Source organism: Variovorax sp. 05N34 (genome assembly GCF_056397405.1).
In genome coordinates, this window is record NZ_JBFTNI010000005.1 from 198,611 (window position 1) to 210,863 (window position 12,253).

Here is a 12,253-nt window from a genome sequence, read left to right on the forward strand (position 1 = left end):
TCAGGTCGCCGCAGCCGCCAGGTGGCCGCGCGTGAATGCTTCCTCGAAGATCGAGTAGCCGGACCAATCGCTGTGCGCAAAGGCCAGGCGTCCCGCCACGATTCGGTCGCGCGCGCCCAGTTGCTTCAGCATGCCCGGAGCGGGAATCGCCATGGCGTGGCCGTATCGGGAGATGTCGATTCGCGCTGCCAGTCCCGCAAGGTCGGGATGAGGGACCGATAGCTCCGCCAGCAGTTCGTCGCGCCAATCGGACCACGCGCGGTCCAGCAACAGGCGCCGACCGTCAGGCCCATCGAAACCGCTCGGCCCCAGCGGCCGATACCAGCTCAGCACCGTGGCGCGCGGCGTTGGGTCCAGAGTCTGGTGGCGCGCGTCCACGTAGCCGAGCCCGCGCGTTCCGAAGATCACATTGTCCCAACTCGGCGCCGCGCCCGGCCTGTCTGCCAGCGGCTCACGCACATGGACATTGGCAACCAGCCATGGCGCGTAGCCCAGAGCCGACGCCGCTCGACGCAATACTTCGGGCGGGTTCTCGACAAGGCGCACAGCGATGAATGCGGGGAGCGCAACGATGCAACGCTCTGCGTGCCAGCGCACCTGAGATCGGGTCGTGATATCGAAGGCGTCGACCTCGACACTCCCGCGGAGCTCCGCGATGCGGCTCACCGCATGCCCAGTCTTCAGCCGCTCGCCCAAAGGCTGGGCAAGTCGCCGCGTAAGCCAGCCATTGCCCTCCGGCCACGTCAGCACAGCATCGGGCTCCGCGCTGTCGTTGCCCGGCGCGTGAAAGCCGTGGCGGCTGGCAAAGTAATGAATCCCGGCCCAGGCCGACACGAAAGCCATGCCTGCGCCGTAGTCGTCTCGACAGCAGTAGTCCAGATACCAGCGGAGGTTCGGGTCAGTGAAGCCTTCGCGGTCGAGCCAAGCCTGAAAAGTTTGCCCGTCCAACTCGAGCAGCAGGGGCGCGCTTTCTGCCCGCAGGGTCGGGATCACGAACCGCGCTTCTCGACGCAACGCATCGACCCGACCGGCAAAACGGCGGTACTGCGCCGGCGTGCTCGCGGCGACGCCATCCATCGGCAGCAACCCGTCCTGCCAAGCGCCGCGAAAGAAGAGTCGCTCCTGAGGCGCGCTGCACAAATTGCGCTCGTCGTAACCCCAGCGGCCCGCCATGCGGCGCCGCAAGCCGAGTTCTTCGAGCAAGTCCTGAACCTCGTGCGCGTCTTCGCCGGGTAGGGGCAAATAGTGCGCGCCAAGCGGACAAGCGATGCCATCCACCGCGCCACCCCGGCTGTTGCCACCCACTGTGTCTTCGAGTTCGAGCAGCACGAAGTCATCGATGCCGTGGAGCCGCAGCGCACGCGCGGCGGCCAGGCCTGCGACACCGCCGCCCGCGATCACGACCCGGGTGCGACGCACGATGTCCGGAGCGTCACCACTTTTCAATGCACCATCGCGAAGTGCGTGCCCTCGTGCGACTTCGATGCCTGCAAAGCCGCCCTGGATTTCGTCTGACGGCTTGCACCCCGGCAGCATGGCCGCGCCTGCAACCGCGCCCAGAAACCCGCGGCGCCTCACCGCTTTCCCCATTCCTGCTCGTAGGTCGTGACCAGGACCTGATTCGAAAGCCGATTCACCTGCGTCGGCACGCTCGCCATGTCCAGCGGAAAGTCGAACAGCAACGGCAAGCTTTCCGTCGACAGAAATCGCAAGCCCGCGGGCAAGGTTTCGGGGAAGCGATAGGGCCGCCGACTGGCGATGATGTAGCCCCATTCGCCGAAGCTGGGCACGTGCGCGTGATAGGGCGTCGCATGAAGCCCGACCGATTCGATGGTCGTGGCGACCGTCCAGAAACTCTTGCGTGCAATCAACGGCGACGTGGTCTGGATCACTGCGTAGCCGCAGGCCGACAGGCGCTTGTCGAGCAACGCATAGAACGAGCTCGTGTAGAGCTTGCCGATGGCGAAATTCGTCGGGTCCGGAAAATCGATCACGATCACGTCAAAGGTCTCGCCCTGCTCCTGGAGCCATTGGAAGGCGTCGGTATTGACGATTCGTACTTTCGGCGATTTCAGCGAGCCACCGTTCAGCGCCGCCAGGGTCTCGTGCTCCGTAAAGAGCCGCGTCATGTTCGGATCGAGTTCGACGAGTGTGACGCTTTCGACGGAGGGATATCTGAGGATCTCGCGCACCGCCATTCCGTCGCCGCCGCCAAGCACCGCGACCCTCCGGGGCGCCCCGTGCGCGGCCATCACAGGATGGACCAAGGCCTCGTGGTATCGGTACTCGTCGCGCTCCGCGAACTGCAGGTTCCCGTTGAGGAACAGACGGTGCCCCGAAGCACCCCGTGTGACCACGATGTGCTGGTAGGGCGAGGTCGCGCTGAACACCACCCGGTCTTGATAGAACTTGTCCTCCGCGAGCGTCGTGATGCGCTCCGCGAAGATGAAGGCAGCCATGAGCGCCAGCAGCACCAGCAGGCAGGCCATTGCATGCGCCCTGACCCGTCGCAGTTCGCCTCTAAATAGCCAGAGCGCCCACACCGCAACGGCCGCGTTCATCAGCCCGAACAACAAGCCGGTGCGGATCATTCCCAATTGCGGCACCAGCAAAAGCGGAAACGCGATCGACACCGCAAGCGCGCCAAGGTAGTCGAAGGTCAAGACCTGCGAGACCAGTTCCTTCAGCAAGATATTGCGCCGCAGGATCCGCATGACCAGCGGAATCTCGAGCCCAACGAGCATGCCCACGGCCAGCACGAGCCCATACAACAGCAGCCGGAAAGCGCCTGGCATGTACGCGTTGGCCACGAAGAGAACGGCGGGCAAGGTGCCGCCGATCAAGGCCACGAGCAGTTCGATGCGCAGGAAATGCGCAGGCAGCTGCCGATCGAAATAGCGCGAGAGCCATGAGCCAAGACCCATCGCGAACAGGTAGGTGCCGATCACCGTGCTGAACTGCAGCACGGAATCTCCCAGCAGGTAAGAGCTCAACGCCGCCGCACTGAGTTCATAGACCAGCCCGCAGGCCGCGACCACGAACACGCTGGCGAGCAGCGCGACCTCGACAGGCTGCGGGCCGCTCTTCGCGGCCGCATGCGCCGGCACAGCGACCTCGCTCGGTCTCAATGGATCGCCGCTGCGACGATGATGCAAATCCCGAGGCTCATCGCCGCAACCACGAGACCCAGCGCCACGTTCTGCTTCTCGACAATCTCGAGCCAGAGGTCGTAAGGCGTCATCTTGTCGATGAGCAGAAAGAAAAACCAGAAGACCAATATGCCGATCACCGCATAGACGAGCGATCCGAGGATGACGTCGGGCTTCAACCATTCAAGTGTCATGAGAGGACCTCCGGAAAAAATTTGATTACTTGTGGCCGCCGCCACTCGAATAGCCGCCGTACGAGCCGCCTGCGCTGCGCGTGCCGCCCGTTCCGCCCGAACCGCTGCACGTGCTCAGGATGATCAGCAGGATGATGATCACCACGATGACCAGAATGATGGTGCCGCATCCGAGGCTCGATGCCGCGCTCACGGGCAACGCATCGTTGCGCTTGAACATGTCCTTGCGGCGATCGAGCTTGAAGGCGGCCGCCACTGAGGCGCTGTCGACCCTGCTGCCAGCCGACCACGTCAGCTCGTTGGCAGAACGCTCCATCGACAGCAACGAAGTGCCGGCGGCGAAGTCGCGGTTGAAAGTCTTCTGCCCGCGCTGGACCTGCCAGTAGAACTCGCCGGCGACGTAGCCCGTCTCGGCGTTGTAGGCATATTGCTGCAGGTAGACCTTGCCGAGGTAGGTTGCCCGCGACCCGTTTTCGGCCATCGTCGGCGCGCCGGTGGTCGGCTTGACAATGCTCCAGCCATCCTCCGCGTCGACGAGAAAGCTGAAGCCGCGCTTCTGGTTGAACAACAGGTATTCGCTCCAGCCGAAGTGCTCGTCATCGCCCGGCGCCACGCCCATGCGATGCTGGAAGCCGACCACCTGCCAATTCACGCCCTGCAATTGCCCGACGGCACCCAGCGGAATCAGCGGCTGGATGGGTTCGTCTTGCGACGCGTGCCGCAACTCCCCGCCAATGCCTTGCGACAGATCGATGATGCTGTTGCACGAAGGGCAGGTGACGCTCTTGCTGTCGGCCAGGTTGAGTGTGACCGGCGAGCCGCAGTTCGGGCAGTTGAAGCTGCGGCCCCTCTCCTCCTTGGCCGATTCATCACGCAATCCCGTGAGCTGGAGGTCCTCCAGACGCACCGCACGCCCGAGATACGCGCCAGGCGGATTCGTGTCGTAGTCGAGGCTGAGCACCTCTCCCTGGTCGTTGCGCAGTTCGACGGCCGGAAATCGGCGGCCGAGTTCGGGCAACCTCGGCAACTCGCCCTGCGCGGAGATCAGCGCAACCTGTTCGTTTGACGTGACCGTGTAGCTCTGTCCGTTGAACGCTGTCGTTGCGCCGACTCGCAAGTCCTCCGCAGGCGGAGCAGGGCGTTGCAGGGCGATCGGCAGCGTGAAGACGTAAGCGCCGTTGTCTTCGCTCAGGATGCCGGTGCGGTCGGCATCGAGCGCGGCAATCCATTCGGTCCAACGTGCGCTGTCATAGCTGTACTGAAGGCGACCGACCAGCGTGAACGGTCGATCCGCGAAGCGGCCGGCCGCAAAGAGTTGCAGCGGGCTGAAGTCATCGAACAGCTCCGCCATCTTGCCGATGCGCGCGAGCGTCTCGCCCTGCCGCACCACGGTGCTCTGGCAGTAGGGGCACACAGCATGGGTCGACTGCGCCGATCGAAATTCGACCGGCGCGCCGCAGCCCGGGCACGGCGCGCGATAGAGCCGCTGCTGAAACGAATCGGTGGCCAACGCGCGCGGATCAGACCAGCTTCTTCAGAAGCTCCGCCTTCTTGGCGTCGAATTCTTCCTGGGTGAGGATTCCCTTGGCCTTGAGTTCACCGAGCTTTTCAAGGGTCGCCATCACGTCGGCTGGATTGACAACGGCGACGACGGGCGACTGCTGCTGACCGGCCGCCGCGGGAGCAGCAGGGTTTTGCTGACCCAGCCCCTGCGCAAGGTTCTGCGCGAGCACCTGGCCCAGCGCAACGCCGGCGCCCAATCCCATGGCATCGCCCGCAATGCCACCGCCAGTGCCGGCCCCTTCGGCAAACTTCGGAATGGCCTGCGCCGTCTGGTACTGCATGAACTTGCCCATGTCGTTGCCGACCATGCCCATGCCGATCTTCTGGTCGAGGATCTTTTGGAGTTCTTCGGGCAACGAGACGTTCTGCACCGTGATGGTCTCGAGCTTGATGCCGATTTTTGCGAACTCCGGCACGAGCTGGGTCGCGAGCGCTTGGGCGAACTGGATCTGGTTGGCTGCAAGATCGAGAAATGGCACGCCGCTCGAAGCGATGGCGTTGCTGATGTTCTGAAGCACCAGCCCGCGCAACTGACCGTCGAGCTCCGCCACCGTGTAGAGGTCGCGGGTGCCCGAGATCTCTGTGTGGAACAGCTTGGCGTCGCCAATGCGAAAGCTGAAGTTGCCGAATGCCCGCAAGCGAACCGCACCGAAATCCTTGTCACGAACGGTGATCGGCTGCGGCGTGCCCCACTTCTGATCGACCTGCTGTCGCGTGCTGAAGAAGTAGACATCGCTCTTGAAGGGCGACTCGAACAGCTTGTCCCAGTTCCGGAGGTATGTGAGCACGGGCAGCGTCTGCGTCGTGAGCTTGTACATGCCTGGCCCGAAGACATCGGCCACCTGGCCCTCGTTCACGAACACCGCCACCTGCGACTCCCGCACCGTCAGCGATGCGCCGTTCTGGATTTCCAGGTCCTGCATCGGAAAGCGCCAGGCCAGCGTTCCATCGCTGGTCTCGGTCCACTGAATGATGTCGATGAACTGCTTCTTGATGAAATCCATCAGCGCCATGGTCGTTCCTCGCTACGGGGTTGCTGTGCCGGGCATATTGCCACAGCGCCCGTCGAACAACCCTGGGGACAGTTCCGGCACAACCCATCAGTTATCCACAGGCGAGAGGCTCTCGTCAAAGTTGTTCGCCTTCGCGCGACAGCACGAAAGCGCAGCTGCCCACAGCTGGCCGGCTTCGGCAAGTGCTTGCTGCGCAACGAGAAAGTGCCACTGTCCACAGCGGAGCCGGTCCCTTACTACTACTACTAATCTAAATAGGAAGAATAAGTAGAAGAAGTAGGAACAGACGGCGCCGGGCCGCAGAGGCCCCCGATCCGCGTCGGCCGCGCCAAAGTCGAGGTCTACAATCGGCGCCCTTTTGCAAGAAGCGTCACTGGAGGCACGGCCCAATGTCCGATCCGACTTCACCGATCCCCACGCCCGAGGACAAACGTGCCGAACTGCGCCGCGCAGCCCTCGAATATCACGAGCATCCCGTCCCCGGAAAGATCTCGATCGCCGCGACCAAGCAGATGGTCAATCAGCGCGATTTGGCGCTCGCCTATTCGCCCGGCGTTGCGGCCCCGTGTGAGGAAATCGTCAAGGACCCCGTCAACGCATTCAAGTACACCGCGCGTGGCAACCTCGTTGCGGTGATCACCAATGGAACGGCCGTTCTCGGTCTCGGCGACATCGGCCCTCTGGCTTCCAAGCCCGTCATGGAGGGCAAGGGCGTTCTGTTCAAGAAGTTTGCCGGCGTCGACGTGTTCGACATCGAAATCGACGAGAAGGACCCGGCAAAGCTGGTCGAAGTCATTGCCGCCCTCGAGCCCACATTCGGGGCCATCAATCTCGAGGACATCAAAGCGCCGGATTGCTTCTACGTCGAACGCGAACTGCGCAAGCGCATGAAGATTCCGGTCTTCCACGACGACCAGCACGGCACCGCCATCACGGTTGCGGCAGCCATGCTGAACGGCCTCAAGGTGGTCGGCAAGGACATCTCCCAGGTCAAGCTCGTGACCTCGGGCGCAGGCGCTGCAGCCTTGGCCTGCCTGAACCTGCTGCTGAAAGTCGGCCTCAAGCGCGAGAACGTCTATGTCACCGATCTCGCGGGCGTCGTCTATGAAGGCCGCACCGAATTGATGGACGACGACAAGCGCCAGTACATGCAGAAGACAAAGGCGCGGACGTTGACCGAGGTCATCGAAGGCGCGGATGTTTTCCTTGGCTTGTCCGCCGGTGGCGTGCTCAAGCCCGCCATGGTGGCAAAGATGGCGGCGAAGCCCGTGATCTTCGCGCTGGCGAATCCGAATCCGGAAATCACGCCCGAGGATGCTCACGCCGTTCGCGACGACGTCGTGATGGCCACCGGCCGGACCGACTACCCGAACCAGGTCAACAACGTCCTTTGCTTTCCATACATCTTCCGCGGCGCCCTGGACTGCGGCGCGACCACCATCACGGACGAAATGGAAGTGGCGGCGGTCCATGCCATCGCTGAACTCGCGCAAGCAGAACAGAGCGAGCGGGTGGCGGCCGCATACGCGGGTGAGAAACTCAGCTTTGGCCCCGAATACCTGATTCCGAAGCCTTTCGATCCGCGGTTGATGATGAAGATCGCACCCGCCGTCGCCCAGGCGGCTGCCGAGAGCGGGGTGGCGCTGCGGCCCATCTCTGACCTCGATGGCTATCGGGACAAGCTGCAGACCTTCGTCTACACCTCAGGGTCGATGATGAAACCGATCTTCGATGCCGCCAAGCGCGCGCCGAAGAAGCGCGTGGCCTACTGCGAAGGCGAGGAAGAACGCGTGCTGCGCGCTGCGCAGATCGTGGTCGACGAAGGAATCGCGCGACCCACGCTCATCGGCCGTCCCGCAATCATTGCCCAACGCATCGAAAAATTCGGCCTTCGCCTGAAGGAAGATCTCGACTACGACATCGTGAACGTCGAACAGGACCATCGCTATCGCGACTTCTGGCAGACCTATCACCGGATGACCGAACGCAAGGGCACGACCGTCCAGACAGCAAAGATCGAGATGCGTCGCCGCCTGACCCTGATCGGCGCGATGTTGCTCCACAAGGGAGATGTCGACGGAATGATCTGCGGTACCTGGGGTACCACGACCATTCACCTGCATTACATCGACCAGGTGATCGGAAAGCGCCCGGGCGGTTGCGCGAGTACCAGTCAGAACGTGCCGATCTATGCCTGCATGAACGGCCTTCTGCTTCCCGACCGGCAGGTCTTCCTGGTCGACACGCACGTCAACTACGATCCGACGCCTGAGGAACTCGCCGAGATCACGACGATGGCCGCGGAAGAAATGATGCGGTTCGGCCTCAAGCCAAAGGCCGCCTTGCTGTCGCATTCCAATTTCGGCAGCAGCAATCTGCCAACGGCCCTCAAGATGCGTCAAACGCTCGATTTGCTCCGCACCCAAGCGCCGTGGCTCGAGGTCGACGGGGAAATGCATGGCGACGTGGCGTTGGACGGCAAGCAGCGTGCGGCGGTAATGCCCCATAGCGCATTGGCTGGCGATGCCAATTTGCTCGTGTTTCCCAACATCGATTCGGCCAACATTTCGTACAACCTGCTCAAAACGGCAGCAGGCGGCAATATCGCGATCGGCCCGGTTCTGCTGGGCGCAGCGAAGCCCGTCCATATTCTCACGGCGAGCGCCACTGTTCGTCGCATCGTGAATATGACGGCACTGACAGTCGCGGACGCCAACGCAGAGCGCTAGGCAGTGTGGCGACAGCGGTCGCTAACTTCAAACCCGCGCTCAAACCCTTGCGCCTGCTCAAAGATTGGGCAGGCGCTTGCTATTTGCGCGCCTCTGGTGCACACTTGCGGCCTTGAATTTGCGGGTTAACCCCAACCGGTTGACCCCCCAATTCGGCTCTCGCTCTTTTCTTTCTGGTGCCCCATGGCGGCTTACGCCTCGATCACGTCTCCGGTTTCCAAGTTTGCGCTTACCAGCTTGTTGTTGGTGGCTTTTGCAACTGGAGTTCAGGCACGTGAATGGTTCGGTACTGAAGCCGGTCAGCCCGTGCAGGAATCGATTGCGTTGGCCGAATTGCCTGTGCAAGGCCAGCGTACATATGAGGCCATTTTGAACGGTGGCCCTTTCCGGCATGAAAAAGACGGCGTGGTGTTCGGCAATCGCGAACGCCTGCTGCCGCAGGAGCGCCGAGGCCACTACCGAGAGTACACGGTCGATACGCCCGGCTCGCGCGATCGTGGTGCACGGCGCATCGTCTGCGGAGGCGAGCGTACGACGCCATCGGCCTGCTGGTACACGGCAGATCACTATGCGAGTTTTCGGCGGATCGAACCTTGAGCGACAAACAGAATTGGAAAGGCGCGAACGAGCGTCCTGACGAAATGATGAATACAACCATGGAAAGACCAGCGGAGATGACCCTATCCCTTCGTGGCGTGCGACCGAACATCGTGCAGTCGATTCGCGCATTTCGCGTGAACGACCTGCAAGAGGCAGCACATGCGGCCGGTCAGCACTTTCTATATGCCAACCTCGGCAACGCCCAGACCAAGCAGGATGTGCTGGATCTGATCGCTCAGCAATTCACCTTTCCGCAGCACTTCGGCAAGAACTTCGATGCGCTGTATGACTGCATGACGGACCCGTTGCACAAATCGGGCCCGCAGCCCGGTTTTGTGATCGTGCTCGAGCAGATCCCTGCGAACGCCAAGTTCGACAAGGAAGCGCGGGAGCAACTGCTGGACATCTTCCGTGACGCTGCCGATTACTGGGGAGACCGAAAGATACCCTTCCGGTGCTTCTATTCTTTTCTGTAGCCCGTTCTGCACAAACCAGCCAAGCAGAACGGGCGAACGAGGCTCAAATCGGCACCGCACCGGCCGCCGATATCGAAGTTCAGAATTCCGACCCAGCGGCAGAAAAAATGCCGACAGACAAATTGGTCGATGTTTCCCCGTTGGCGTTGCGCATGAGCAGCCCGTTCAACGCGGGATATTGGCTCGCTGCAGCGTAGGTGTTGCTCGCCCCCAGGCTTGCCCACTTCGTGTGGCCACCTACCCCCTACCGGGGGCAACACCAGCGGCCCGGCAGAGCCGGTTCCGCGGTGTTTCACTAACAAAGGCCCGTCAGTGACGGGCTTTTTTTCATTTTGGGAACTGCTGGGCCAGGGTTAGGTATTCGTGGACCGGGACTTCTTCGGCGCGGCGCTGGGTGTCGAAGGTGCCGGCGAAAGCCTTTTGATCCAGCCACTTGCCCAAGCTGTGGCGCAGCAGTTTGCGGCGTTGGCTGAAAGCGACCTGGACGATCTCGCCGAGCAGTTCCGTGTCAACCTTCGGCGGCTCCGCCAGCGGCACCATGCGGACCACGGCGCTATCGACACGGGGAGGGGGATCGAAGCTTTCCGGCGGCACGAAAAGAACGTTCTCCATCTCGTACCGCCACTGCAGCATGACGCTCAGACGGCCATAGTCCGAGGTTGCCGGTCGCGCAACCATGCGATCGATCACCTCTTTCTGCAGCATGAAGTGCTGGTCGGAGATCAACGGTGCGAAGCCGAGCAAGTGAAAGAGGATCGGTGTGGAGATGTTGTAGGGCAGGTTGCCTACGACGCGCAGGCCGGTGGAAGGCAGCGCCACGAGCCTGTCGGCAAGCGCGGCGAAATCAACCTTCAGGACGTCCGACTCAACCACATCCAATTGACCGTGGCTGCGCAGACGCTGCGCCAGATCGCGATCGAGTTCAATTACGGTCAATCGGCCAAGGCGCTCGACGAGTGGTTGCGTGAGCGCCGCGAGCCCTGGGCCGATTTCGACCATTGCATCGCCGGGCTTCGGGGCAATCTCACGAACAATCGCGTCGATGATGCCTTGGTCAGCAAGGAAATGCTGCCCGAAGCGCTTGCGAGGGATATGAACGCGGCTCACGAGGAAGCGCGCGAAACCTTGGGGCGACGCATCAGGTCTGCGGAGGGTCGCGGTATTCGACGTAGGCCCGCGCGCGCACTTCCTGGGCCCAAGTCTCGGTGGCTTGCTGGATCTTTTTCTCGCGCAGCACCGCGCGCGCTGCCTCACGCTGCTCGGTCTGGGTGAGCTTGGCTTCTCGGCGACCTTCCACCAAGATCAGGTGGACCCCGAAGCGAGACACCACCGGATCGCTGATCTGACCGGGAGCGAGGCCGTTCATTGCATCTTCGAACTCGGGCACGAACTGGCCCGGGCGCGCCCAGCCGAGGTCGCCGCCTTCCTTAGCGCTTGCGTCTTCCGAGTTGTCCTTGGCAAGGCTCGCGAAGTCCGCCGAACCCTTTTTCACGCGATCCTTGAACTCGGCGAGTTGCGCGACCGATTGAGCAGTGGTGCGCTTGGGATCGTTGCGCAGCAGGATATGACGCACGTGCGTCTGCGTGACGACCGCGTCAGTCGCGCCAGGCTGCGATTTGGACAGCAGCTTGAGCACATGGAAGCCTGCTGGCGACCGAACCGGGCCGGCGATTCCGTTGACCGGGGTCGACTGTGTAGCTTCGACGAAGAGTGGCGGATAACGCTCGGCACTGCGCACCCCGAGCGCGCCACCCGCAGCGCGGTCCGCGTCGGAATTTTCCTGAACGAGCTTTGCGAAATCCTCGCCGGCCCGCGCGCGCTGGGCGAGGCTCTGCGCGCGCTGCTGCAGCTTTGCGATGTCTGTCTCGCTCGCGTTCTCGGGCACGGCGACCAGCAGCTGCGCGATGTTGATGTTCGGCGCGATTGCCGCGTTGCCGCCGGCACGCTGTTCACGAATGAACTGGTCGACTTCGACGTCGCTGATCTTGACCTTGGCTTCGATCTCGCGATCGCGCAGGCGGGTCAGCATGAGCTGATCACGAAGCTCGCGCCGGAACTGCTCCTGCGAGAGTCCCTCGGCCGCCACCCGGCGGCGCAGCTCGACAAGGCTGATCTGGTTCTGCCGGGCCACCGCCTGTTCGGCCTGGTCGATTGCAAGGTCGTCCACCTTGATGCCGTTTTCCTGGGCCATCTGCAGCTGGGCGTGCTCGTTGATGAGCCGCTCCAGCACCAGACGCGTCAGCTCAGGCCGGGGCATGCGGTCGGCTTCGGGGTTCTCTCTCAGGATGCGCTGAACGCGCGCCTGCACCTCTGTGTTCGTGACGGGTTCGGAGTTGACCAGTGCGACGATGTACTCGGCCGAGCGCTGCACGTTGGGCGGCGCGGCCCTCGTGTCGGCCGGGACCGGAGGCGCGATGCGCGGCCCCGAGCGCATGATGTCGGTGATGCCTTGCGCGCCAGAAGCGGTGGCCAGGGTCGCCATGCAGGCAAGCGTAAGGATGGAGCGAATGTGTTTCATGGCGAAGCTCT

At 62.6% G+C, this 12,253-nt stretch carries 10 protein-coding genes; 3 read left to right on the forward strand and 7 right to left on the reverse strand.

Annotation, left to right across the window (positions count from 1 at the left end):
• The 5 genes from AC1DMA_RS15585 to AC1DMA_RS15605 are packed head-to-tail and all read right to left on the reverse strand — an operon-like array spanning position 1 to position 5,919.
• On the reverse strand, positions 1–1,578 hold the full coding sequence (locus AC1DMA_RS15585) for an FAD-dependent oxidoreductase (RefSeq protein ID WP_478144768.1): 1,578 nt from the start codon (positions 1,576–1,578) through the stop codon (positions 1–3).
• Positions 1,575–3,107 carry a polyamine aminopropyltransferase gene (locus AC1DMA_RS15590; RefSeq protein WP_478144934.1) on the reverse strand — a complete coding sequence of 511 codons (1,533 nt, stop codon included), beginning with the start codon at positions 3,105–3,107 and terminating at the stop codon, positions 1,575–1,577. The genes AC1DMA_RS15585 and AC1DMA_RS15590 overlap by 4 nt, the downstream gene beginning before the upstream one ends.
• A 17-nt stretch (positions 3,108–3,124) precedes the next feature.
• A complete protein-coding gene (locus AC1DMA_RS15595; RefSeq protein ID WP_478127550.1) occupies positions 3,125–3,343 on the reverse strand; it encodes a DUF350 domain-containing protein in 219 nt (72 codons plus the stop codon).
• A gap of 25 nt (positions 3,344–3,368) precedes the next feature.
• Positions 3,369–4,853, reverse strand: coding sequence for a DUF4178 domain-containing protein (locus AC1DMA_RS15600; RefSeq protein WP_478144769.1), 1,485 nt, complete (start codon positions 4,851–4,853; stop codon positions 3,369–3,371).
• Between the two features lie 10 nt (positions 4,854–4,863).
• On the reverse strand, positions 4,864–5,919 hold the full coding sequence (locus AC1DMA_RS15605; RefSeq protein WP_478127552.1) for an SPFH domain-containing protein: 1,056 nt from the start codon (positions 5,917–5,919) through the stop codon (positions 4,864–4,866).
• A 389-nt stretch (positions 5,920–6,308) separates the two neighbouring features.
• On the opposite strand from AC1DMA_RS15605, the gene AC1DMA_RS15610 reads away from it, so the two are divergent.
• The 3 genes from AC1DMA_RS15610 to AC1DMA_RS15620 all read left to right on the forward strand — a co-directional run bounded on the left by AC1DMA_RS15610 (position 6,309) and on the right by AC1DMA_RS15620 (position 9,724).
• Positions 6,309–8,648 (forward strand): NADP-dependent malic enzyme, encoded by a 2,340-nt coding sequence (locus tag AC1DMA_RS15610; RefSeq protein WP_478127553.1) that lies wholly within the window; start codon positions 6,309–6,311, stop codon positions 8,646–8,648.
• A 183-nt stretch (positions 8,649–8,831) separates the two neighbouring features.
• Positions 8,832–9,245 carry a guanyl-specific ribonuclease gene (locus tag AC1DMA_RS15615; RefSeq protein ID WP_478144770.1) on the forward strand — a complete coding sequence of 138 codons (414 nt, stop codon included), beginning with the start codon at positions 8,832–8,834 and terminating at the stop codon, positions 9,243–9,245.
• Positions 9,246–9,304: 59 nt separating this feature from the next.
• Positions 9,305–9,724, forward strand: coding sequence for a barstar family protein (locus AC1DMA_RS15620; RefSeq protein ID WP_478127555.1), 420 nt, complete (start codon positions 9,305–9,307; stop codon positions 9,722–9,724).
• Positions 9,725–10,051: 327 nt separating this feature from the next.
• Here AC1DMA_RS15620 and rsmA read toward each other — a convergent pair whose 3' ends face one another.
• Together rsmA and AC1DMA_RS15630 are read right to left on the reverse strand one after the other, a co-directional pair.
• The gene (rsmA, locus tag AC1DMA_RS15625; RefSeq protein ID WP_478144771.1) at positions 10,052–10,831 is read right to left on the reverse strand and encodes a 16S rRNA (adenine(1518)-N(6)/adenine(1519)-N(6))-dimethyltransferase RsmA; all 780 of its coding nucleotides are present in this window, start codon (positions 10,829–10,831) and stop codon (positions 10,052–10,054) included.
• 31 nt (positions 10,832–10,862) lie between these two features.
• Complete coding sequence (locus tag AC1DMA_RS15630; protein WP_478144772.1) at positions 10,863–12,242, reverse strand: peptidylprolyl isomerase; 1,380 nt, start codon at positions 12,240–12,242, stop codon at positions 10,863–10,865.
• Positions 12,243–12,253: the final 11 nt, after the last annotated feature.